Source organism: Micromonospora sp. WMMD1120 (assembly GCF_029626235.1).
GTDB lineage: Bacteria > Actinomycetota > Actinomycetes > Mycobacteriales > Micromonosporaceae > Micromonospora.
On the sequence record NZ_JARUBO010000005.1, the window covers coordinates 2120237 to 2143346 of the forward strand.

The window sequence follows — 23110 nt, forward strand, 5'->3', positions numbered from 1 at the left end:
GTGCCTCCAGTCTCGGATCAACGTTCGGTTGAACCATCTTTATGCAGAACCTAGTATGGTCAGCACGTCAATAGCTGAACCACATTCGAGGATGCGCGAGTGGTAGACGACGTCGACCGGGCGCTGCTGGCACACCTGCAGCACGACGCCACCCAGTCCTACGCGGCGCTGGGCAAGGCGGTCGGGCTGTCCGCCGGCTCGGCCCACGACCGGGTACGCAAGCTGCGCGAACGTGGCGTGATCCGGCGGACCACCGTCGACGTCGATCCGGCGGCCGTGAACCGGGGTGTCTCGGCCTTCGTGATGGTCAGCGCGAACTCGTGGATGGGGGACGCTCCCACCCGCGACGGGCTTGCTGCCATCCCGGAGATCCAGGAAGCACACGTCATCGCCGGTTCGGCATCGCTGCTGCTGAAGATCCGTACCGCGACCACCGAAGACCTGCAAGCGGCGCTGCGCCGCATCTTCGGCATCGACGGGGTGACCGGCACCCAGGCCATCGTGGTGTTGGAGACGTTCTTCGAACGTTCGGTGAGCGTGCTCGACCAGGACACCGAACCGGATCAGGCGGACGTCGACACGCCACCGCGGTGAGACGCCAGGGCCGGTGAGGTGAGCAGCGGCCCGTACGGGCGCTTGTCGTCTGCGGTGGGCCCGTGCGAGGTCAGCACGACGGGCGTGCCCAGCTCCACGCCGACCGTGGTCACCCAGTCGGCGGGCGGGTCGTCGTAGACCGGACGCGAGCGCAGCAGGCGGGCGGTCAGCGCGGCCTGCCGGTCCAGGTCGCCGGGCGGGCCGGGGACGAGCCGGTCGGTGCTGTCGTAGTGCCGGCAGATCCGCAGGTCGGGCCCGGCGAGATCGAGGTGGGTCAGGGCCAGGCCGTCGACGCCACCGGCCACGTCGAGGGCGTACCGGTGGGCGACGGCGTCGAAGTGACCGAACCGGAACGCGCCCTGCCACTGGTTCGTCGGGTTGTGCCGGTCCAGAAACGGCAGGGCCGGGTCCTCGGTCACCAGCGGACCGGGTCCGTGTCGGGTGGTGATCACGCGCAGCACCCCGATCCGGGTCACCTCCCCGGGCAGACCCGCCTCGGCGAGCAGCGCGTCGACGTTGGCGAACGTGGTGGTGCTCCAGGTGGTGTACGGGTGGAAGCCGTGCCACTCGTCGAGCAGCACCCCCTGGGCGCCCTCGAAGACGCAGGTCCCGGCGCGTAGCGCCCCGGCGAGCCAGCCGCCGTCGACGATCTCCACCCGTTCGGCGAACCCGGTGAACGCGGGCAGGCAGTCCTCGACCGGCGGCGCGTCCAGCGGGCCCAGCTCGGCGGTCAGCCGGTCGCGCAGATTCGTCAACCGGCGACGCAGCGCGGCCCTGTCGTGGCAGTCGGCGACCCGGGGCGCGTCGGCGGGGTGGGCGAGGCCGTACGCGACGGCCTCGCCCACCCCCAGCCCGCAGGAGCCGTGCCGGTCGGCTCCCCGGCCGATCTCCCGGGCCCGGTTGGCGGCCCGGTGGTACGGGGTGGCGAGCAGCGCCCGCCCGTCGACTGTCAGCCGGTCCAGCGCGTCGGTCACCCCCACCGTGGCGAGATGGTCGGCCTCGGCGGCCAACGCCAGCGGGTCCACCACCACGTGCCGCGTCAGGTGCGTACCGACGCCAGGGTGGAACGTGCCGGCGCCGAACTGCGCGAACGTGTGGTGCCGCCCGTCGCGCAGCACGACGTTGTGTGCCGCCTGCGCGCCCCCGTTGAAGCGGACCACCGTGTGCACCGGGCGGGTGGCGCAGAGCCAGTCCACGACCGTGCCCTTGCCCGCGTCGCCGTACCCGAGGTCGACCACCGCCACGTGGTTCACAGCCGGGTCACCCCGCCGGTGGTGTCCCGGAACGCCGGCAGCGTGGACACCTCGGCCCGCCGCCCCCGGCCGAGCCGGGCCAGCGCCCTGGACACGGTGCCGGTGGCGCCGGAGCCGGCGCGGTCCAGCTGACGCAGGCCCTCGTCCAGGTCGATGGCCTGCTCGCCGAGGCCGATGGTGAGCGCGATGGTCTCGCAGACCGCGTCCAGGTCGTCGAGCACGACGGCGTTCTGGCCGAGCAGGTCCCGCCAGAAGTCGAGCACCGTCGCGTTGCCGGCGTGGCTGCTGCCGGCGGGTAGCAGGTAGTAGGTGTCCCAACGACGGGTGACCTCGTCGACGACCTGCCGCAGCGACACGTCCTCGGCCAGCTCGTCGCCGATCAGCCGGGCCACCTCCCGGGCCTTCACCCGCTGGTACGCCAACTCGTCGCCGATGATGAACAGGTAGCCCCGCCGGCCGCGCTTCTCCCAGCTGTCGGTGACGGTGTGCCGGGCCATGAAGTACATGGCCAACTCGTACGACTCGGTCATCTGTCCGCCACCACCGCCTTCCAGGACGATCCGGCCGAGGTCGTCGTCCATCCGGTTGTCCGACTCGAACTGGCCCACCTGCAACGGCACCCGGTCGCAGGTGGCGTCCCCGATCGCGCCGAACATGATCTGCGGGTCGCTGGCGTAGCCCTGCCGTTGCAGCAGCCCGAGCAGTTGCGGCAGCTTGGTCTGCAGGACCCGGGGAACAGTGCGCATCGAGCCGGTCACGTCGAAGAGCACAGCGATCGGCGTCGACCGGGGGTGCTCGGCGGAGTCACGGCTCTCCCGGCTCGCGCCCCGGGGGTCGAGCGCGGGGTGCACGGTGCGCGCCCCGCTGTCGCTGTAGGAGAACGCGCTGCGACCGGTGGAGCGCCGGTAGCGGTCGGCGGCGTCGTACACGTCGGTGGACCAGATTCCACTGCCCATGACAGCTCCTTAGGGGGTGAGGGTGAAGGGTCGGAAGGTGCGTGGCCCGTAGAGCCGGTCCAGCACCTGGTCGAGGTCGCGCAGCAGGGCCCAGGCGTCGTCGGGCCGGGCGTCCAGGGCCCGTTGCTGGCAGCCCTGCGCGAAGGCGTGCAGCTCACCGGGTGCGCGCGAGCCCATCAGCCAACTCATGCAGCGGCTGGCCAGCGCGATGTCGGTGCCCGGCCCGCACTGCCGCTTCCGGACGACCTCCGGCGGGTACCAGTCCTCGTGGCCGGGCACCAGCGCCGGGACCGTGCTGCCGACCGGGGTGGAGAAACACCAGTCGACAAGCACCACGCCGTGGGCGTCCGGCTCGATCAGCACGTGTCGCGGCAGGACCGCGCCGTGCACGATGCCCGCGCGGTGGGCCAGGCCGAGCACCACCAGCAGCCGCCGCCACATCCAGGCCACGTCCCGGGCGTCCAACCCGTCGGGGTACGCCCGCCGCACCTCGTCGAGATCGTGCAGGTTCGGCGCGGTGGCGAGCACCGTGACCCGCCGTTGCGCGCCGGTCGCGGCGTCACGGTGCGGGAACTCGTCGACGAGCCGGGGCACGTACGGCAGGTAGCGCGGGTCGCCGCGCTCGGCGATCGTGTGCAGGGCGTGCGCCTCGCGGGCCATCAGGTCGTTGTCGGTGGGTCGCCGGGGGAGCTTGAGCAGCCGGTCGTCGCCCACGTCGTAGAGGTCGGCCAGGTCGCCCGAGTGGGCGGGCGCGCCGATCCGGTAGTCGCCGAGGACGGTGACCTGGCGGGCCCGCCACCGGGTGGTGACGTGGACGAACGCGTCGAGGGCTTCGGCGCGTACCCCTGCATCGGCCGGCAGGCGGTCGGGGTGCAGGGCCGCGACCAGCTCGCGGTAGCGGTGGGCCGGCTGGTCCGTGCCGAACAGGTCGGCGTCGGTGCGGGCCGCGGCGACCACGCCGATGGCCTCCGCCGCCCTCACCGCACCGTCTCCTCGCGGGCGGGGCGCAGCAGCGCCGGGTGCAGCAGCCGGGCGTCGCCGGCCCGGTAGAGCCGGGCGCGCGGGCCGCCCCGGCTGCCACCGCGCTCGGTGTGGGCGCCGGTGCTCTCCACGAAGCCCGGCACCGAGAGCACCTTGCGGTGGAAGTTGCCGGCGTGCAGCGGGTGACCCCACACCGTCTCGTAGACGTCGCGCAGCTCGCTGACGGTGAACTCGGCGGCCAGGAAGCGGGTGGCGAGCGGCGTGTACTCCAGCTTGGACCGGGCCCGCTCCAGCGCGTCGTCGATGATCCGGCCGTGGTCGAAGGCGAGCTGCCGGCTGGTCAACGCGGTGACCGGCAGCCACATCGCCTCGTCGGCGTCGCTGCCGGCGGCCGTGTCGGGCAGGTCCGGGGCGAACGCGAGGTGGGCGACCGAGACGACGCGCATCCGCGGGTCGCGGTCCGGAGCGCCGTAACTGCCCAACTGCTCGAGGTGTACGCGGCGCAGCTGCTCGCCGCCGAGCCCGGTCTCCTCGGCCAGCTCCCGCCGCGCGCCGGTGGTCAGGTCCTCGTCGGGGCGGACGAAGCCGCCGGGCAGAGCCCAGTGCCCCACGAAGGGTGCCTGACCACGCCGGATCAGCAGCAGGTGCAGTGCGCCCTCGCGGATGGTCAGCGCGACAACGTCGACGGTCACCGCGACCGCCGGATAGTCCCGCGGGTCGTACGCGGCCAGGAACTCCTGCTCGTTCAGCATGTCGCTCTCATTCTGAGAATATCTCTTGGTGAGAACAACTTAGCGTACGACGATGCCGCTGCCAACCCCGGGAACGCGTCAGCGCAGCAGACCCGCCAGATGCGGTCGACCGCGGGAGTCGTGCAGCGCGAACCCGCCCTCCGGCAGCAGGGCGAAGTTCACCGTGCTCGGCAGCGGCACGGGCAGCTTGAACGCCACCTCGACCGTGTACGCGTCCGGCAGTCGACTCTCCAGCGCGGCCAGGCAGCGCGCCTTGCTCCACATGCCGTGCGCGATCGGCCGGCGGAACCCGAACAGCCGCGCCCCGAGCCGAGAGGTGTGGATCGGGTTGTGGTCACCGGAGACCCGCGCGTACCGCGTGCCGACGCTGGGTTCCACCCGCCAGCGGGCGGTGCCGGCCGGCGCCTCGGGGCGATCCCCCCGCGCACCGCCGCCGGACGTGCCGTCCCGACCCAGGTACGTCGAGACGCCGCGCCAGACCTCCTCCCCGTCGACCGAGGCGGTCAGCACCACGTCCACCTGCCGCCCCCGGTCGTGCGGGCGCAGGTTCTCCGCGTACGTGCCGAAGTCGAGGACCTCGTCGGCGGTGATCGGGCGGTGCACGGTGATCCGGTTGCCCACGTGCACCAGGCCGGTGAGGGGCAGCGGGAACGCCGGAAGAGTCATCAGCCGCAGGGCCAGCGGAAATCCCAGGACGTGCGGGAAGGTCCCCGGCAGTCGATCGGTGAGCCGGAACCCGCACACCCGGTCGTAGTCCGCCAGGCGTGCCCGGTCGACAGTCACCCCGCCGACCGCCAGCCGGACCGCCGGCAGGCCGGAACCGCGCCGCCGACCGCCGAGCCCCGGTAGCGCGCCGAGCAACGCCCGCCGGTTGAGCGCCCCGACCGCCGGCATTCGCGGCACGTCGATCCGGGTCCGGCCGTCCGCCGCCGGGTCGACAGCCGCGGCCAGGGTCTCCGCCGTCAGCGTCTCGGTCGGGCCGTCGATCAGCTCGTGCAGGGAAAGGTCGTCATCCGGCTCCCGCGCTTCCCGCATCACGCCCCCAGCAGGCTCTGGCCGCAGACCCGGATCACGTTGCCGCTGACCGCGCCGGACGCCGGCCAGGCCAGCCAGCTGATCGTCTCGGCCACGTCCACCGGCAACCCGCCCTGGGCCAGGCTGTTCATCCGCCGGCCCGCCTCGCGGACCACCAGCGGGATGCGCGCGGTCAGCCGGGTCTCGATGAAGCCGGGAGCGACGGCGTTGACGCTGATCTTCCGCTCGCGCAGGGCCGGCGCGAGGGCGTCGACCAGCCCGATCACGCCGGCCTTGCTGGTGGCGTAGTTGGTCTGCCCCCGGTTCCCGGCGATCCCGGCGATCGAGGAGACCGACACGATCCGCCCTCCGGCCGGGATCAGGTCCCGTTCCAGCAGGACGTCGTTGATCCGCTCCTGACTGGAGAGGTTGACGTCGATCACCTGGTCCCAGCGGTCGGCGTCCATCCGGCCGAGCGTCTTGTCCCTGGTGATGCCGGCGTTGTGCACCACCACGTCGACCCGGCCGTGCCGGCTCGCCAGGTGCTCGGCGAGCCGGGTCGGCGCGTCCGGCGCGGTCAGGTCGAGCTGGAGGGCGGTGCCGCCGATGTCGTTCGCCACCGCCGCGAGGGCGTCCCCGGCGGCCGGGACGTCCAGCGCCACCACCCGCGCGCCGTCCCGGGCGAGCACCGCCGCCAGCGCCGCGCCGATGCCCCGCGCCGCCCCGGTGACCAGCACGACCTGGCCGTCCAGCGGGCGGTCCCAGTCCGCCGGAACTGTCGCCGCGCCCGCGCCGACCCGGACGACCTGCCCCGAGACGTACGCGGACCGGCCGGAGAGCAGGAACCGTAGCGTCGACTCCAGGCTCGTGTGGCTGCCGTCCCCGGCGCGACTGACGTGGACGAGCTGCGCGGTGACGCCCCGACCGAACTCCTTGCCGATGCTGCGGACCAACCCTTCGAGGGCACGCTGGGCGGTCGCCTCACGCGGGGTGGGGCACTCCTCGGGCGGAGTGCCCAGCACGATCACCCGACCGCTGGGCAGCACCGAGCGGGCGTGCGGGTGGAAGAAGTCGTAGAGCTGGCGGAGCTGGCTGGATTCGGTGATGCCGCTGGCGTCGTACACCAGGGCTCCGAAGCGGTCCTCCGCGCGGGCGTCGTCGCGCAGCTCGACACCGGCGGAGGTCAGGATCGCGGCGGCCGGTTCGGCGAGCCGGCCGCCGGTTGCCGCGCCGAGCAGGGCGGGCCCCGGCAGCAACGGGTCGCCGGGGTGGTGCCGACGCAGCCTGGGCGGATCGGGCAGCCCGAGGCGCTTGACCAGCGCGCGGCCGGCGGCCGATTGGACGAAGCTCGCGTACCTGTCGGTCATGGGCGTAGCCTACTGGCGAGTAGGGTCTGAGCAAACACATCTCCAGGAGGCGGATCGTGCAGAGCATCCGGCGCGTCGCGGTCATCGGGGGCAACCGCATCCCCTTCGCCCGGTCGAACTCCCGCTACGCCGACGCGTCGAACGCCGACCTGCTCGGCGCCGCCCTGGACGGCCTGATCGCCCGGTACGGGCTGGCCGGGCAGCGGATGGGTGAGGTGGTCACCGGCGCGGTGCTCAAGCACTCCCGGGACTTCAACCTCACCCGCGAGGTGGTCCTCGGCTCCCGGCTCGACCCGCACACCCCGGCGTACGACATCCAGCAGGCCTGCGGCACCGGACTGGAGGCGACCATCCTGGTCGCCAACAAGATCGCGCTCGGTCAGCTCGACGTCGGCATCGCCGGTGGCGTCGACACCACCTCGGACGCCCCGCTCGCGGTCAACGAGGAGATGCGACGCACGCTGCTCAAGCTCAACTCGGCCCGGACGCTCGGCGAACGACTCAGGATCGCGGCGAAGCTGCGCCCGCTCCAGCCGTTCCAGCCGGAGATCCCCCGCAACGCCGAGCCACGGACCGGCCTCTCCATGGGCGACCACGCCGCCCGCACCGCTCTGCGCTGGCAGATCGGCCGCCGCGCCCAGGACGAGCTGGCCCTACGCTCACACCAGCGGCTCGCCGCCGCCTACGACAGGGGTTTCTTCGACGACCTGATGACCCCGTACCTCGGGCTGACCCGCGACCAGAACCTGCGCCCGGACACCAGCGTGGAGAAGCTCGGCGCGCTGAAGCCGGTCTTCGGCACCCGCGGCCCGGACGCCGAGCAGGCCACCATGACCGCCGGCAACTCGTCACCGCTCACCGACGGCGCGTCCACCGTGCTGCTGGCCAGCGAGGAGTGGGCCGCCGCGCACCAGCTCCCGGTGCTGGCCTGGTTCACCTGGTCGGAGACGGCGGCGGTGGACTTCGTGCACGGCGACGAAGGGCTGCTGATGGCACCCGCGTACGCGGTGCCCCGGATGCTGGCCCGGGCCGGGCTGACGTTGCAGGACTTCGACTACTACGAGATTCACGAGGCGTTCGCCTCACAGGTGCTGGCCACCCTCGCCGCCTGGGAGTCACCGGAGTTCTGCGAGGACCGACTCGGCCTGGACGCCCCGCTCGGCGCGATCGACACCGACCGGCTCAACGTCAACGGGTCGTCGCTGGCCGCCGGGCACCCGTTCGCCGCCACCGGCGGGCGGATCGTGGCGACGCTGGCCAAGCTGCTCTCGGAGAAGGGCAGCGGGCGCGGGCTGATCTCGATCTGCGCGGCGGGTGGCCAGGGCGTGACGGCGATCCTGGAGCGCTGAACCGCGCCGGCCCTCCTGACCGGGCCGTTCGCGGGGTGCGGGACAATGAGGTACGTGACGACGATCCCCAACGTGCTGGCCAGCCGGTACGCCTCGCCCGAATTGGTCGCCCTCTGGTCTCCGGAGGAGAAGGTGCGGATGGAGCGGCGGCTCTGGCTCGCCGTGCTGCGCGCGCAGCGCGACCTGGGCGTGCCGGTCCCGGACGGGGTGGTCGAGGCGTACGAGCGGGTGCTCGACCAGGTCGACCTGGCCTCGATCGCGGAGCGCGAGCGGGTCACCCGGCACGACGTGAAGGCCCGGATCGAGGAGTTCAGCGCGCTCGCCGGGCACGAGCACGTGCACAAGGGGATGACCTCGCGGGACCTCACCGAGAACGTCGAGCAGCTCCAGGTGCGCGCCTCGCTGGAGCTGATCCGGGACCGCGTGGTGGCCACCCTCGCCCGGTTGGCCTGGCTGGCGTACGAGCACTCCGAGCTGGTCATGACCGGTCGCTCGCACAACGTGGCGGCGCAGGCCACCACGCTGGGCAAGCGCTTCGCGTCGGCGGCGGAGGAGCTGCTGATCGCGTACCAGCGGCTGGAGGAGTTGATCGCCCGCTACCCGCTGCGCGGCATCAAGGGACCGGTCGGCACCGCCGCCGACCAGCTCGACCTCTTCGACGGCGACGCCGACAAGGTGGCCGAGCTGGAGCGTCGGGTCGCCGAGCACCTCGGCTTCTCCCGGGTGCTGGACAGCGTCGGGCAGGTCTACCCGCGCTCACTGGACTTCGACGTGCTGGCCGCGCTGGCCCAGACCGCCGCCGCGCCGTCGTCGCTGGCCACCACGATCCGGCTGATGGTCGGCCAGGAGTTGGCGACCGAGGGCTTCAAGCCGGGCCAGGTCGGCTCCAGCGCGATGCCGCACAAGATGAACACCCGCTCGTCGGAGCGGGTGAACGGCTTCGCGGTGATCATCCGGGGCTACCTGTCGATGGTCGGCGAGCTGGCCGGCGACCAGTGGAACGAGGGGGACGTGTCCTGCTCGGTGGTCCGTCGGGTGGCCCTGCCGGACGCCTTCTTCGCCGCCGACGGCCTCTTCCAGACCTTCCTCACCGTGCTGGACGAGTTCGGCGCGTACCCGGCGGTGATCAACCGGGAGCTGGAGCGGTTCCTGCCGTTCCTCGCCACCACGAAGATCCTGGTGGCGGCGGTCCGGCGGGGTGTCGGCCGGGAGGTGGCCCACGAGGTGATCAAGGAGCACGCCGTCGCGGTGGCCCTGGCGATGCGGGAGAAGGGCAACCCGGAGAACGACCTCTTCGACCGGCTGGCGGCGGACGGCCGGCTCGGCCTGTCCCGGGCCGACATCGACACCCTGGTCGCCGACCGCAGCGCCTTCGTGGGCGCCGCCCAGGCCCAGGTGGCCGCGATCACCAGCCGCATCACCAAGGTAGTAGAAACCCACCCCAACGCCGCAACCTACACCCCACCCCCCATCCTCTAACCCCACCCCACCCCACCCCCGGCCCACCCCACCCCCACCCCCGCCCCACCCCCCAGCTCCGGCCGGGTTGATCATGAAGTTATGACCACTCCGCCCGGCGTGTCTTGGTCATAACTTCATGATCAACCGGACGAGACCGGGCTGGGAGGTGCCGGGCCTGGGTGGGGTTAGTCGCCGGTGGGGGTTTCGGCTGCGGTTCTCAGGGTGGGGGCGCTGGCCGGTTCGGCGATGGCGCCGGGCGATCCGGTGAAGCCCGCCTCGTGCGTGCTGTCCGCGGCGACCGCGGGCTGGTCGGGCGGCATGACTTCGGGCATCTTGGGTACGGCGACCACCGCTGTCCCGTACGCGCAGATCTCCATCCACATCTCGCCGCAGTCCCGGCTGTCGAAGCGCATGCCGATCACCGCGTTCGCGCCGAGTCGGAGGGCCTCCTCGCCGAGGCGGGCCACCGAGTCGGTGCGCCACCGGGTGAGGTTGTCCGGCGCCATCGGGTCGTACGCGCCACCGCGCAGGTTCTTCACGCCCTCGCGGTACGGGTTGCGCGTCCTGGCCATCGATGACACCACCTCACCGAGAACCTGGCGGATCTCGTAACCGGGTAGTTGCTCCGTCGTCACGACCAGCACGTTTCCGATGCTGTCAGGAGTTGCGTGACCCGATCGGGTGGCGTGTTCACCTGATCGGATGCTGCAAAACGGCGCGGCGCGGACGGCCGGCGCGGGGCCGGCCATCCGCGCCAGTGTGGCGCTAACCGTCAGACACCGGCCGTCGAGGTGATCCAGGCCCGGTTGTACGCGACACTGCCGTAGTTCTGGATGCTCGACCCGTCGGCGGTGGAGGCGACGCCGACCTGCTGGCCGTTGTAGAACTGGGGGCCACCGGAGTCGCCCCGCCAGGCGTTGCCGTTGATCCGGGTGCTGCGGATCGCCTGCCCCCCGTACGCGTCGGTCACGCTGTTGCTGGTCACCCGGACGGTGGCGGTCTTCAGCACTGTCGACGCGGAGCAGCCGCTGTAGCAGGTCATGCCCCACCCGTAGATCGAGTTCGTGGAGTTGATCGGCGGGTTGCTGTTGGCCAGGGTCACCGTCGAGGTGCTGACCGTGCTGGAGAGCCGCATGAGCGCGAGGTCGCTGCGGGTGTAGGTGGCGCTGACCGTACGGGTGACCCCGCCGGAGGTGCGGTACACGCTGCCGATCCGGACGGACATGGTGCCGCTGATGCAGTGCCGGGCGGTGAGCACCCACTGCGGGGCGATGACGCTCCCCGAGCAGGTGAACGAGCCGTTGCTGAACACCGCGGCGGCCCAGGGGGCTGACGAGACGGTTTCGCCGCCGATGATGGGTTGCGGGCCGGCGGGGGCGGCGACAGCGCCGGACGAGGCGCCGAGGACGCCGATCATCGCGGTGCCGAGCAGGGCGAGCAGGGGGCGGATGCGCATCGGGGGGGCTCCTTGGACGGGGCGGGCCCGGGGTCGCCGGGTGCGGAAAGGAGCGGCAGCGGGGTTCCCGCTGACGCTGGATCGACTTACGTCGATGTACAGTAGGGTCCGGCGCTGCCGATATCAAGGACTCTATCGAGATCAGCCTATGTAACGATTCGGCCACCCGCTGCGCCATGAATGCCCTGCTGGGGGCACTTGTCGCGGCTTGCACACCCTTCCCGGGGTCGGTAATGTTGATCACTGTCTGAACTGCGGCCGGCCGGTGCGTCCGTGGCGGTATCTGCCAGGTAGGCTGGCTGCGCTCGCCCGTTGTGGGTCGGCACCCAACTGCGTACACAGTCAGGAGTGCCCAGTGCCTCGCGTCGTCGTCGACGTCATGCTCAAGCCCGAGATCCTCGATCCTCAGGGCCAGGCCGTCGCAAACGCGCTGCCCCGGCTCGGCGTCAGTGATGTCGCCTCGGTTCGGATCGGCAGGCGGATCGAGATCGAGTTCACCGGTGAACCGGACCTGGACCGCGCTCGGGAGATCGCCGACAAGCTGCTCGCCAACCCGGTCATCGAGGACTTCACCGTCCGCCTGGTCGAGGCCGACGAGACCGCGGGCGCCCGCTCGTGACCGCCCGGGTCGGAGTGGTCACCTTCCCCGGCTCGCTCGACGACGGGGACGCGGCCCGGGCCGTGCGGATCGCCGGCGCCGAGCCGGTCCGGCTCTGGCACGGCGACCCGGACCTGCACGGCGTGGACGCTGTCGTCCTGCCCGGCGGGTTCTCCTACGGTGACTACCTGCGGTGTGGTGCCATCGCCCGGTTCGCCCCGGTGATGGAGACGATCGTGGACGCCGCCCAGGGCGGGCTGCCGGTGCTCGGCATCTGCAACGGCTTCCAGATCCTGTGCGAGGCGCACCTGCTGCCCGGCGCGCTCACCCGCAACCAGCACCTGCACTTCCGCAACCGGGACCAGGTCCTGCGCATCGAGTCGGCCGGGACCGCGTGGACCAACGCGTTCCAGCCCGGCCAGGAGGTGCTGATCCCGGTCAAGAACGGCGAGGGGTGCTACGTCGCGGACACCACGACGCTGGACCAGCTCGAAGCCGAGGGTCGGGTGGTGGCCCGGTACGTCGGCGGCAACCCGAACGGCTCGCAGCGTGACATCGCCGCGATCACCAACGCCGCCGGCAACGTGGTCGGCATCATGCCGCACCCCGAGCACGCGGTGGAGGCGCTCACCGGCCCCTCGCTCGACGGTCTCGGCTTCTTCACGTCGGCCCTCAAGCACCTGGTTGGGGCGCCGGCATGAGCGCGAGCAGCGGCTCCGGCGGGCACCAGCGCAGCGAGGAGAGGTCATGACCACCCATCCGGATCCGGTGCGGGACGCCCCGGAGGCATACTCCGGCCCGACGCGGCCGGCCGAGCCCAACCCGGCGCAGCCGGTCGCACCGGCGAACCCGCCGGCTGCCGCCGTCTGGGCGGAGGGCGTGGACACCGTCCCGCGCGCCGGCGGCACCCCCGGTGAGCTCCAGCCGTACACCGAGCTGGGTCTGCGTGACGACGAGTACGACCGGATCCGACAGATCCTCGGCCGTCGTCCCACGCAGTCCGAGCTGGCGATGTATTCGATCATGTGGAGCGAGCACTGCTCCTACAAGTCGAGCAAGGTGCACCTGCGCCAGTTCGGTGAGAAGGCGCCGCACAGCGACCGCCTGCTCGCCGGCATCGGCGAGAACGCCGGTGTCGTGCGGGTCTCCGAGGACCTGGCGGTGACCTTCAAGGTCGAGTCGCACAACCACCCGAGCTTCGTCGAGCCGTACCAGGGTGCGGCCACCGGCGTCGGCGGCATCGTCCGGGACATCCTCGCCATGGGCGCGCGCCCGGTCGCGGTGATGGACCCGCTGCGGTTCGGCGCCGCGGACCACCCGGACACCGCCCGGGTCCTCACCGGCGTGGTGGCCGGTGTCGGCGGCTACGGCAACTGCCTCGGCCTGCCCAACATCGGTGGCGAGTTGGTCTTCGACCCCTCCTACCAGGGCAACCCGCTGCTCAACGCGCTCTGCGTGGGCGTGCTCCCGGTCGACCGGTTGCAGAACAAGGCGGCCGCCGGGCCGGGCAACGTTGTCGTCCTGATGGGCGCCAAGACCGGCCGCGACGGCATCGGCGGCGTCTCGGTGCTGGCGAGCGCCACCTTCGACGAGGCCAGCGAGCAGCGGCGTCCCGCCGTGCAGGTCGGCGACCCGTTCACCGAGAAGCTGCTCATCGAGGCGTGCCTGGAGCTGTACGACGGGCAACTGGTCGTCGGCATCCAGGATCTCGGCGGCGCCGGTCTGACCTGCGCGCTCACCGAGACGGCCGCCGCCGCCGGCACCGGCATGCGGGTCTGGCTGGAGCGGGTGCCGCTGCGGGAGCCCTCGATGGAGCCGCACGAGATCCTGGCCAGCGAGTCGCAGGAGCGGATGCTGCTGGTCGTCGAGCCGGAGAAGCTCGAAGCGGTGCTCAAGACCTGCGAGAAGTGGGGCGTCCTCGGCACCGCGATCGGTGAGGTCACCGCACCGGAGCCGGACGGCCGCCCGGGTCGACTGCTGATCACCTGGCAGGACCACCTGGTCGTGGACGTGCCGCCGGGTTCGCTCGTCGACGACGGCCCGGTCTACGCCCGGCCGATGCGGGAGCCGGCCGACCTGATCCTGCTCCAGGCGGACCGGGCCGAGACGCTGCCCCGCCCGGCCGACCCGCAGGCTCTGCGGGACACCGTGCTGCGCATGATCGCGTCGCCCAACCTGGCCGACAAGACCTGGGTCACCGAGCAGTACGACCGCTACGTGCTGGGCAACACGGTGCTCGCCCAGCCGGAGGACGGCGGCGTGATCCGGATCGACGAGCGCACCGGCCTCGGTGTGGCGCTGTCGGTGGACGGCAACGGCCGGTACGCCCGACTGGACCCGTACAACGGCACCAAGCTCGCCCTCGCCGAGGCGTACCGGAACGTGGCGGTGACCGGCGCGAAGCCGATCGCCGTGACCAACTGCCTCAACTTCGGCTCGCCGGAGGACCCGGGCGTGATGTGGCAGTTCGCCGAGGCCGTGCGCGGCCTGGCGGACGGCTGCCTCGAGCTGGGCATCCCGGTGACCGGCGGCAACGTCAGCTTCTACAACCAGACCGGCGCGGCGGCCATCCACCCGACCCCGGTGGTCGGCGTGCTGGGTGTGCTGGACAACGTCGCCGACCGGGTGCCGATGGGCTTCGTGCCGCGTCCCGGTGGTGACCACGACCAGCTCTACCTGCTCGGTGAGACCAACGTGGAGCTGTCCGGCTCGGAGTGGGCCTGGGTGGCGCACGAGCACCTCGGCGGCATCCCGCCGCAGGTCGACCTCGGCCGGGAGAAGGCGCTCGCCGACCTGCTGGCCGAGGCTGCCCGGGTGGGCCACCTCAGCTCGGCGCACGACCTCTCCGACGGCGGGCTCGCGCAGAGCCTTGTCGAGTCCTGCCTGCGTCGTGGCGTCGGCGCCCGGATCGCGGTGCCGGAGCAGTTCGCCGAGGGTTCGATGCCGTTCGTCTACCTCTTCAGCGAGTCCGCCACCCGGGCGCTGGTGTCGGTGCCGCGCGGTCACGACAAGGCGTTCGCGGCGCTCTGCGCCGAGCGGGGCGTGCCGTTCGAGCTGATCGGCGTCACCGACCCGTCCGGCGGTGCGCTGGAGGTGCACGGTCAGTTCCGGATCGAGCTGGACGAGCTGCGCGCCGCCCACAGCGAGACGCTGCCGCGCCTGTTCGGTGGCTCGGCGGCCGTCGAGGTGCCCGCGCCGGCTGCCGGCGTGGCGGGTGCGGTCGAGGCCGTTCCGCTGCCGGGCGAGCCGGCCACGCCGGTCGACCCGGCCGAGGTGGTCTCGGAGCCGATCGCCTCGTCGGGGCCCTCCCCGGAGACCGGCGCGGTCGAGCCGATCGCTGCCGAGCGCTCCGACGGGGCGTCCGAGTCTGACTCCGGTGCCGACGAACCGGCGCCTGACCAGCGCTGAGGCGGTGGCTGCCACCGTTTACGGCCAACCCGGTTCCGGTGCCCGGTTCGACTGGGGGCTGACCGGGGCAGCCGAACTCGGTCGGGTGTGCGCCGCGCTGGTGGTGGTGGACGTGTTGTCGTTCACCACCGCCGTGGAGGTCGCGGTTGCCCGTGGCATGCGGGTGCACCCGTTCCCCTGGGGCGAGCAGGCCGCCGACTACGCGGTGCGGGTCGGCGCGGTCGCCGCCGTCGGTCGGCGCCAGGTGACAGCGGCGCATCCGTGGTCGCTGTCGCCCGCCGCGCTGAGCAGCGCACCGGTGGTCAGCGACCTGGTGCTGCCGTCACCGAACGGCTCCGCCATCAGCGCCGCCGCCAGCGCCACCGGTCTGCCGGTGGTGGCGGCGTGTCTGCGTAACGCACGCGCCGTCGGGCATTGGCTGCGCCGCCAGGGGTACGGGACGGCAGACGCGCCGATCGGCGTGGTCGCCTCGGGTGAGCGGTGGCCGGACGGGTCGCTGCGCCCGTCCGTGGAGGACCAGCTCGGCGCCGCCTCCGTCCTGGACGCCCTCTCCGGTGTGCCGGGTGGGCTCTCGGTGGAGGCGGCCATGGCGCTCGCCGCGCTGGCGAGCACGCCGGACGTCCCGGCGGCGGTGCGGGGCAGTGTCTCCGGGCGGGAGTTGACCGAGAGCGGCTTCGCCGCAGACGTGGAAATCGCGGTCCGGATCGGCGTGTCGAACGTCGTCCCCGTGCTGCGCCAAGGCGTCTTCTCCGCAGCCTGACCCGCCCCTGACCCGCCCCTGACTCGCGCCGATCTTGCAGTTTCTGTCCCGGCATAGGGGACTTTCCGCGCGTAAAGGCCACCGAAACTGCAAGATCGACGCGGAGGGTCGGGTTGGTCTTGTGAGAGAGCGACGCGGCCACCCGGAGATCCGGATGGCCGCGTCGCGGTGCTGTGGTGGGTGGGGTGGGTGGGGTGGGTGGGGGTGGGTCAGTCGTCCAGCCAGTCGAGGCGTCGACCGCCCCGCTCGGTCGGCGGGTTGTCCGGCCGGTTCCGGCCGCCCTGTTGGCCGTAGCCGCCCTGGTCGTAGCCGCGGTCGTCGTAGCCGCCGCGCTGTTGCGGGGGTTCCTGGCCGTAGCCGCCGCCCTGGTCGTACCCGCCGCCGGCCTGTTGGCCGTAGCCGCCCTGGTCGTAGCCGCGGTCGTCGTAGCCGCCGCGTTGCTGCGGGGGTTCCTGGCCGTAGCCGCCGCCCTGGTCGTACCCGCCGCCGGCCTGTTGGCCGTAGCCACCCTGGCCGTAGCCGCCGGACTCGCCAGCGCCGTAGCCGCCGGTCGACTCGGCCGCCCGACCGGCGTACGGAGTGGCGTCGGGCTGGCCGTACCCCTGCGCCTGCTCGGGCTGGTAGACCCCGGTCGCGTACGGGTCGGCGGGAGCCGGGTACTGCGTGTTGTCGCCGTTGTACCGACCGGTCGGCTCGTCGTACCGCTGCTCGCCGTAGCCCCCGGCGCCAGCGGGAGCCGGTGGGTAGGCGGCGGTCCCGGCCGGGGCGTCGTAGTCCCGGCCGCCGTAGCCACCACCGGAGGCCGGCTCGTTGCCGTAACCGCCACCGGAGGTCGGCGCGCCGCCGTAGCCGGCGCCGTAGGCACCGTCGGCGCCGGCCGGGGCGCCGTAGCCGCCGCCGGACGCGGGCGCGTTGCCGTAACCGCCGGCGCCGTAACCGCCGCCGGCCGGCTCGTCGCCGTAGCCGCCGCCGGCCCAGCCCTGCTGGCCCGCGCCGCCGTAGGTCGGGGCCGGCGCGCCGTACGGGTCCGGCGGGACGTCGTCGACCACCGGGCGGTGCATCATCGTCGGCGCCTCGCTCAGCGCCGCGCCACCGACCATCGTCGGGTCCGCGCCGCCGGGGCGGCCACCGACCACCCGGGTCTGGTCGTCGGCGCCGCGGAACCCGCCGCGCGCCGGAGGCACCACACCGCCGGCGCCGGTCGCCGCCGGAGCGTCGTCGTCGCCGTTCTCCCTGCGCTTCATCCAGAGCAGCACGATCGTGCCGACGCCGGCGGCCACCAGGAGACCGCCGAGCAGGATGATCAGGTACGAGCCGATGCCGCCGCCGCTGTCCTCGTTGTTCGAGGCGTTCGCCGGGGCGCCGGCGCTGGCCTCCTCGCTGGGCTGCTCCTCGGCACCCTCCTCGGCCACCTCCTCGGAGGGCGTGGCCTCCGGGGTGGCGGAGGGGGTGGCGCTCGGCGTCGTCTCGACCCTGAGCGCCAGGCTGATCCGCTGGCCGCTGATGGACTGTCCGGCGGCGGCGTTGATGGACTTGGTGGCCACCACGCTGTCGAAGGAGGCGCCCAGGTCGATGCGGCCGGGCGCGATCCGCCGGTCGGACGTCCCGTTGAACCGGAAGTCGCCGCTGCCGTTGCTCGTGGTGTCGTACCGCCGGCCGGTGCTGTCCTGGAGCATGACCACCGCGTTCGCGACGGGCCTGCTGTCGGCCTGCGAGATCACCTTGCCGGAGATCGACCGCACTGTCTCGTTCTGTGGCGGCGGCGGAGCGGCGGCCTTTGCCTTCACGGTCAGCGCGACGGTGGCGGTGTCCGGTCCCGACTCGGCCTCGACGGCCACCGTGGCCGTCGCGGTGGCGTCGCCGGCGTTGTCGGCGGCGGCGATCCGGACCAGCACCGACTTCGTCGGGTTGCCCAACCCCTGGAGGTCGACCTCGCCGCAACCACTCGCGCAGCGGACGCCCGAGGGGAGGCCGGCGAGACTGATCGTGGCTTTCTCGTCACCGTTACCCGCCGTGACGCGCACGGTGATCGTGGCGTCGCTGCCGGCGTTCACGGTGACCGAGCCGGGCGAGACCTCGACGTCTGCGGCCATTGCCGGTGTGGCGGGGACGGCGAGCAGAGCGCCGGCAACCAGCGCTACGACCACACCGGCCCGCTGCTTCCAGGCACGTCGGTGTGTTGACACGTCCACCGCCTTCCGGGCTGACTTCCCTCTGACCGGCGGGGCGCCGGGCCGGGGATCATCACGGTACGAATACGCCGTCGGCAACTATGCCTTGTCCGACTGCGTCAGCGCGACCCAGGGCCAGCGTCGGGTGTCCGGCCTGGGAGTCGTATCGTCCCGTCGTGTCCTCTCCGCACAGTAAGTCCGCCGCCGTTGTGGCGGCGTTGTCGGCGCTCGACGAGGGGCGTACGCCCGAACGGCCGGTGTTCCGAGAGGCGGTCCGGTCGTTGTTGGCCGTCCTCGCGGAGCGCGCCCCCGGCCGATCGGTGGAGGTGCGCGTTCCACCATACGGTGCGATCCAGTGCGTACCCGGGCCTCGACACACCAGAGGAAACCCGCCGAATGTGGTCGAGATGTCCCCGGATACCTGGTTGCGGGTGGCGACCGGGCTACTCGACTGGGATGTGGCGGTCACTGAGGGTCGCGTTCAGGTGAGCGGGAACCGGGCGGACCTCTCGGCCTACCTGCCGCTCTAGCGGACCGGATGTCCAACCTGTGGTGACTGTGAGTGACGAAATCGTGACTTACTGTGCCGACAGCGATTCGCGTACACTGTCAGGCGATGACAGTGGTCCCGGCAGCGGAGTGTGGATCGGCAAGTGATTCCCACCCGGCCGGTCCAGACCAGCATGAGGGAGCGGTAGGTGCCCCGAGGCGACGGCCGGCTGAGCCACGACCTTGACCCCCAACGACCCGGCCCCCAGGACGCCTGTGGCGTCTTCGGCGTCTGGGCCCCCGGCGAAGAGGTCGCCAACCTGACCTACTTCGGCCTCTACGCCCTCCAGCACCGTGGTCAGGAGGCGGCGGGCATCGCCGTCAGCGACGGCTCCGGTGTGGTGGTCTACAAGGATCTCGGCCTGGTGGCCCAGGTCTTCGACGAGCCGACCCTGGCGAGCCTGCGCGGTCACGTGGCGATCGGGCACGCCCGCTACTCCACCACCGGCGCGTCAAACTGGGAAAACGCCCAGCCGACCATCCGCTCGACCACCTCGGGCACGACCATCGCGCTGGCCCACAACGGCAACCTGGTCAACACCGCCGAGCTGGAGAAGGAGGTCGCCGAGCGCGGCCTCATCGCCGACGGCTCGACGAACGACACCTCTCTGGTGACGATGCTGCTCGCCGGCCGACCGGACCTGTCGGTCGAGGCGGCGGCGCTGGAGGTGCTGCCCCAACTGCGTGGCGCGTTCAGCTTCGTGTTCATGGACGAGTCGACGCTCTACGCGGCCCGCGACCCGCACGGTGTCCGTCCGCTGGTGCTCGGCCGCCTGGAGCGCGGTTGGGTGGTGGCCAGCGAGACTGCCGCACTGGACATCGTCGGCGCCAGCGTGGTGCGCGAGGTCGAGCCCGGTGAGCTGATTGCGATCGACGAGAACGGGCTGCGCTCGACCCGCTTCGCCGCGCCGGAGCCGAAGGGCTGCCTCTTCGAGTACGTCTACATCGCCCGCCCGGACGCCACGATCGCCGGCCGCAACGTCCACGCGGCACGGGTGCAGATCGGCCGGCAGTTGGCCAAGGAGCACCCCGTCGAGGCCGACCTGGTGATTCCGGTGCCCGAGTCGGGCACCCCGGCCGCGATCGGCTACGCGGAGGCGTCCGGCATCACCTACGGCGCCGGCCTGATGAAGAACCCCTATGTCGGGCGCACCTTCATCCAACCGTCGCAGACCCTCCGGCAGCTCGGCATCCGGCTCAAGCTCAATCCGCTGCGGGAGAACGTCCGGGGCAAGCGGTTGGTGGTCGTGGACGACTCGATCGTGCGCGGCAACACCCAGCGCGCCATCGTGCGGATGCTGCGCGAGGCGGGTGCGCTTGAGGTCCACGTCCGGATCTCCTCCCCGCCGGTCAGCTGGCCGTGCTTCTACGGCATCGACTTCGCCACCCGGGCGGAGCTGCTGGCCAACGGGTTGGACAACGACGGCATCCGGCGCTCCATCGGCGCCGACACGCTGGGTTACGTCTCGCTTCCCGGCCTGATCGCCGCGACCGAGCAGCCGAAGACCCGGCTGTGTCGGGCGTGTTTCGATGGTGAATACCCGATCGAGTTGCCGGCCGGCAACCTGATCGGCAAGCACGTGCTCGAAGGGGTGGGTCGACGGGTCGCCAACTCGACGCCGGAGGCCCCGCGCACCAACGGCTCGTCCGTCGCCACTCCGGGTGGCGTTACCGCAAACCGCCCGTAGCACCAACCGGCGCGGCCCGGCCACCGCCGGCGCGGCACCGAGAAACGCGGCACCGAGAAACAAAGGGGAGAACCGTGACGCACGTGTCCGAGCGCAGCGGCGCAGGAAGCAGCCCGACCGGCGCCGGTGGTGACCGCCAGCCCTGGACGGCCGGCGCTGGCCGCCAGCCGCGCAAGCGCTCGGTCTCGTACGCCGACGCCGGGGTCTCCATCGACGCGGGCGACCGCGCGGTGGAGCTGCTCAAGTCGAAGGTGCGCCAGACCCGCCGTCCCGAGGTGCTCGGTGACCTCGGTGGGTTCGCCGGTCTGTTCCGGCTGGACACGAAGAAGTACAAGAACCCGATCCTCGCGTCCTCCACTGACGGCGTGGGCACCAAGCTGGTGATCGCCCAGCAGATGGACATCCACGACACGGTCGGCATCGACCTGGTCGCGATGGTCGTGGACGACCTGGTGGCCTGCGGCGCCGAGCCGCTGTTCCTGCTCGACTACATCGCCACCGGCGAGGTCGTTCCGGACAAGGTCGCCGAGATCGGCGCGGGCATCGCCGACGGCTGCCGCTACGCCGGCTGCGCCCTGCTGGGTGGGGAGACCGCCGAGCACCCCGGCGTGCTGCGCCCGGACGAGTACGACATCTCCGCGACCGGCGTCGGGGTGGTCGAGGAGGCAGACATCCTCAGCCCCGAGCGGGTCGAGGTGGGTGACGTGGTGATCGCCATGCGCTCGTCCGGTCTGCACTCCAACGGCTACTCGCTGGTGCGGCACGTGCTGCTCGGCGCGGCCCGGATGCGTCTGGACATCGTGATCGACGACTTCGGCCGGCAGCGCACCCTGGGCGAGGAGCTGCTCACCCCGACCAAGATCTACGCCAAGGACTGCCTCAAGCTGATCGCCGAGGCCGAGGTGCGGGCGCTGTCGCACATCACCGGTGGCGGTATCCCCGGCAACCTGGTCCGGGTGCTGCCCGAGAACGTCGACGCGGTGGTCAACCGGTCCACCTGGAAGCCGCAGCCGATCTTCGACCTGATCCAGTCGAAGGGCCGCATCGACGACCAGGAGATGGAGTCGACCTTCAACATGGGCGTCGGCATGTTCGCGATCGTGTCGGCCGAGGACGCCGACCGGGCGCTGGCCACGCTGACCGGCCGTGGGGTCGAGGCGTGGCAGGCCGGCGAGATCATCGAGGGCACCGGCAACGTGCAGATGGTCGGCCAGCACACCCGAGGATGATCACTTTCTGGTGATCGTACGGGCACCTGATCAGGGCTTCACCCGAGTGGCTCATGCCGCCTAGCCTGAAGGGCACCCCTCAGGCTAGGTGGAGGAGGGCGATGGCTGCTCGGGGACAGTCGTTCAGCGGGATGCGCGGTCTGGCGGCCATCCCGTCGTACGTCGTCATGCAGCCCACCACGCTCTGCAATCTCGACTGCGCCTACTGCTACCTGCCGTTTCGTGCGGACGACAGACCGATGCCGGTGGCGGTGGCCGAGGCGGTGGCGGCGACCGTCAACCCCTGGGCCAGGGCGGGCCGGTTCTCCGTGGTGTGGCACGGCGGCGAGCCGTTGGCGGCCGGTCGGGAGCACCTGGCCGCCCTGATGGCCCCGTTCGGGCCCGAGGTCGAGCACCACGTGCAGACGAACGCCACCCTGATCGACGACGACTGGTGCGATTTCTTCGATCGGCACCAGGTGCGGGTGAGCGTGAGCGTGGACGGGCCCCGGGCGCGCAACGGCGATCGGGTCAACCGTGCCGGCCGGCCGGCGTACGACCGGATCGTGCGCGGGGTGGCGGTGCTGCGCCGCCGTGGTCTGCCGTTCTCCGCGCTCGCTGTGGTGTCCCGGCCGCAGCCGGGGCTCGCCACCGAGCTGTACGACTACTTCCTCGACCTGGGCTGTGACGTGCTGGGCATCAACATCGAGGAGACCGAGGGCGTCAACACCCGGGACAACCGCAACGACCCGGCGGCGGTGACCGCGTTCTGGGCGGAGCTGGTCGCGGCGTGGCGCCGTGCGCCCCGGATTCACCTTCGGGAGGTCGAGTGGTCGTTGCGGTACGCCGCGGCGGTGCTCGACAACTCCGCGGACGCGGTGCTGCCCCGCCAGTTGGACCCGATCCCCACCATCGGTCACGACGGGTCGGTGGTCGTGCTCTCGCCGGAGTTGGCCGGCTTCACCGATCCTCGCTATGGCGATTTCAGCAGCGGCAACGTGCTGACCACCCCACTGGCGGACATCCTCGGCCGGGCGGCGACGACGCCGTGGGTCGGCGAGTTCCTGGCCGGGGTGGAGGCGTGCCGGGCCTCCTGCCCGTACTTCGGCTTCTGTGGCGGTGGCCACGCGGCCAACCGGTACTTCGAGCTGGGGCGTTTTGACGGTACGGAGACCGAGCACTGCCGCAACAGCAAGATCCGCCTATTGGAGGGAGTGTTGGAGCATGCCCGAGACCACGAGTCACCGACGGCGTGAGCACGCAGCGAACGACGGAGTCACCGAACGGGTGCGGGAGGTAGCGCCAGCGCTCGTCGCGTTGCTCCAGGAGGCCGAGGACGCGCGTCGGATGCGCTCGGAGGTGTCGGGCGGGGGTGACGCCAGCGCCGTCTGCGCGTGGAACCACTTCGAGAACATCCCGACGTTCTACAACTGGAACAACCGACCGCGCTGACGGCTGCCGTTGTCAGGGGCCTGCCGAGTGCCGGATTGGCTCCGGGTCGGGCCAGGCCCCTGATCGTCGGCGACTGCACCCGCACGGAACGTG

General features: G+C 72.0%; 21 protein-coding genes. 12 read left to right on the plus strand and 9 right to left on the minus strand.

Going from position 1 to position 23110, the window contains the following annotated elements:
- Positions 1-99: 99 nt before the first annotated feature.
- Positions 100-594, plus strand: coding sequence for an Lrp/AsnC family transcriptional regulator (locus O7634_RS10050; RefSeq protein ID WP_278149862.1), 495 nt, complete (start codon positions 100-102; stop codon positions 592-594).
- Here the strand turns inward: O7634_RS10050 and O7634_RS10055 are convergent.
- From O7634_RS10055 to O7634_RS10080, 6 genes are all read right to left on the minus strand, one after another.
- A complete protein-coding gene (locus tag O7634_RS10055) occupies positions 564-1847 on the minus strand; it encodes an adenylosuccinate synthetase (protein ID WP_278149863.1) in 1284 nt (427 codons plus the stop codon). The genes O7634_RS10050 and O7634_RS10055 overlap by 31 nt on opposite strands.
- Positions 1844-2803: a hypothetical protein gene (locus O7634_RS10060; protein ID WP_278149864.1), complete on the minus strand. Its 960-nt coding sequence runs from the start codon at positions 2801-2803 to the stop codon at positions 1844-1846. The genes O7634_RS10055 and O7634_RS10060 overlap by 4 nt, the downstream gene beginning before the upstream one ends.
- A gap of 9 nt (positions 2804-2812) precedes the next feature.
- Positions 2813-3784 carry a serine/threonine protein kinase gene (locus O7634_RS10065; RefSeq protein WP_278149865.1) on the minus strand — a complete coding sequence of 324 codons (972 nt, stop codon included), beginning with the start codon at positions 3782-3784 and terminating at the stop codon, positions 2813-2815.
- Positions 3781-4536: an NUDIX domain-containing protein gene (locus O7634_RS10070; protein WP_278149866.1), complete on the minus strand. Its 756-nt coding sequence runs from the start codon at positions 4534-4536 to the stop codon at positions 3781-3783. Before O7634_RS10070 ends, O7634_RS10065 begins: the two co-directional genes overlap by 4 nt.
- A 78-nt stretch (positions 4537-4614) precedes the next feature.
- Entirely contained in the window at positions 4615-5430 is an 816-nt protein-coding gene (locus O7634_RS10075) for a MaoC/PaaZ C-terminal domain-containing protein (protein WP_278153927.1), read from the minus strand.
- Between the two features lie 140 nt (positions 5431-5570).
- Positions 5571-6917 carry a 3-oxoacyl-ACP reductase gene (locus O7634_RS10080; RefSeq protein WP_278149867.1) on the minus strand — a complete coding sequence of 449 codons (1347 nt, stop codon included), beginning with the start codon at positions 6915-6917 and terminating at the stop codon, positions 5571-5573.
- Positions 6918-6973: 56 nt separating this feature from the next.
- On the opposite strand from O7634_RS10080, the gene O7634_RS10085 reads away from it, so the two are divergent.
- On the plus strand, positions 6974-8266 hold the full coding sequence (locus O7634_RS10085) for an acetyl-CoA C-acetyltransferase (RefSeq protein ID WP_278149868.1): 1293 nt from the start codon (positions 6974-6976) through the stop codon (positions 8264-8266).
- Between the two features lie 54 nt (positions 8267-8320).
- Complete coding sequence (gene purB, locus O7634_RS10090; RefSeq protein ID WP_278153928.1) at positions 8321-9745, plus strand: adenylosuccinate lyase; 1425 nt, start codon at positions 8321-8323, stop codon at positions 9743-9745.
- A gap of 167 nt (positions 9746-9912) precedes the next feature.
- Here the strand turns inward: purB and O7634_RS10095 are convergent, their stop codons facing one another.
- Together O7634_RS10095 and O7634_RS10100 are read right to left on the minus strand one after the other, a co-directional pair.
- Positions 9913-10476 carry a YbjQ family protein gene (locus tag O7634_RS10095; RefSeq protein ID WP_278149869.1) on the minus strand — a complete coding sequence of 188 codons (564 nt, stop codon included), beginning with the start codon at positions 10474-10476 and terminating at the stop codon, positions 9913-9915.
- A gap of 23 nt (positions 10477-10499) precedes the next feature.
- Entirely contained in the window at positions 10500-11183 is a 684-nt protein-coding gene (locus tag O7634_RS10100; RefSeq protein ID WP_278149870.1) for a trypsin-like serine protease, read from the minus strand.
- Positions 11184-11538: 355 nt separating this feature from the next.
- Between O7634_RS10100 and purS the strand changes: the two genes are divergently transcribed.
- From purS to O7634_RS10120, 4 genes are read left to right on the plus strand one after another with little or no spacing between them, the layout of a single operon-like run.
- A complete protein-coding gene (purS, locus tag O7634_RS10105; protein ID WP_120779088.1) occupies positions 11539-11802 on the plus strand; it encodes a phosphoribosylformylglycinamidine synthase subunit PurS in 264 nt (87 codons plus the stop codon).
- Positions 11799-12482 carry a phosphoribosylformylglycinamidine synthase subunit PurQ gene (purQ, locus tag O7634_RS10110; RefSeq protein WP_278149871.1) on the plus strand — a complete coding sequence of 228 codons (684 nt, stop codon included), beginning with the start codon at positions 11799-11801 and terminating at the stop codon, positions 12480-12482. Before purS ends, purQ begins: the two co-directional genes overlap by 4 nt.
- Before the next feature lie 46 nt (positions 12483-12528).
- Positions 12529-15189 (plus strand): phosphoribosylformylglycinamidine synthase subunit PurL, encoded by a 2661-nt coding sequence (gene purL, locus O7634_RS10115; RefSeq protein WP_278149872.1) that lies wholly within the window; start codon positions 12529-12531, stop codon positions 15187-15189.
- Between the two features lie 4 nt (positions 15190-15193).
- On the plus strand, positions 15194-15949 hold the full coding sequence (locus O7634_RS10120) for a 2-phosphosulfolactate phosphatase (RefSeq protein WP_278149873.1): 756 nt from the start codon (positions 15194-15196) through the stop codon (positions 15947-15949).
- 209 nt (positions 15950-16158) lie between these two features.
- On the opposite strand, the gene O7634_RS10125 is transcribed toward O7634_RS10120, so the two are convergent.
- Complete coding sequence (locus O7634_RS10125) at positions 16159-18135, minus strand: carboxypeptidase-like regulatory domain-containing protein (RefSeq protein ID WP_278149874.1); 1977 nt, start codon at positions 18133-18135, stop codon at positions 16159-16161.
- Between the two features lie 161 nt (positions 18136-18296).
- On the opposite strand from O7634_RS10125, the gene O7634_RS10130 reads away from it, so the two are divergent.
- From O7634_RS10130 to amcA, 5 genes are all read left to right on the plus strand, one after another.
- Entirely contained in the window at positions 18297-18650 is a 354-nt protein-coding gene (locus O7634_RS10130; protein WP_278149875.1) for a sterol carrier family protein, read from the plus strand.
- A 168-nt stretch (positions 18651-18818) separates the two neighbouring features.
- The gene (purF, locus tag O7634_RS10135) at positions 18819-20357 is read left to right on the plus strand and encodes an amidophosphoribosyltransferase (RefSeq protein ID WP_278149876.1); all 1539 of its coding nucleotides are present in this window, start codon (positions 18819-18821) and stop codon (positions 20355-20357) included.
- Positions 20358-20431: 74 nt separating this feature from the next.
- A complete protein-coding gene (gene purM / locus O7634_RS10140; RefSeq protein ID WP_278149877.1) occupies positions 20432-21586 on the plus strand; it encodes a phosphoribosylformylglycinamidine cyclo-ligase in 1155 nt (384 codons plus the stop codon).
- A 131-nt stretch (positions 21587-21717) separates the two neighbouring features.
- Positions 21718-22821: a cyclophane-forming radical SAM peptide maturase AmcB gene (amcB, locus tag O7634_RS10145; protein ID WP_347404311.1), complete on the plus strand. Its 1104-nt coding sequence runs from the start codon at positions 21718-21720 to the stop codon at positions 22819-22821.
- Positions 22790-23017 (plus strand): multiple cyclophane-containing RiPP AmcA, encoded by a 228-nt coding sequence (gene amcA, locus O7634_RS10150; protein WP_278149879.1) that lies wholly within the window; start codon positions 22790-22792, stop codon positions 23015-23017. Before amcB ends, amcA begins: the two co-directional genes overlap by 32 nt.
- Positions 23018-23110 lie beyond the last annotated feature (93 nt).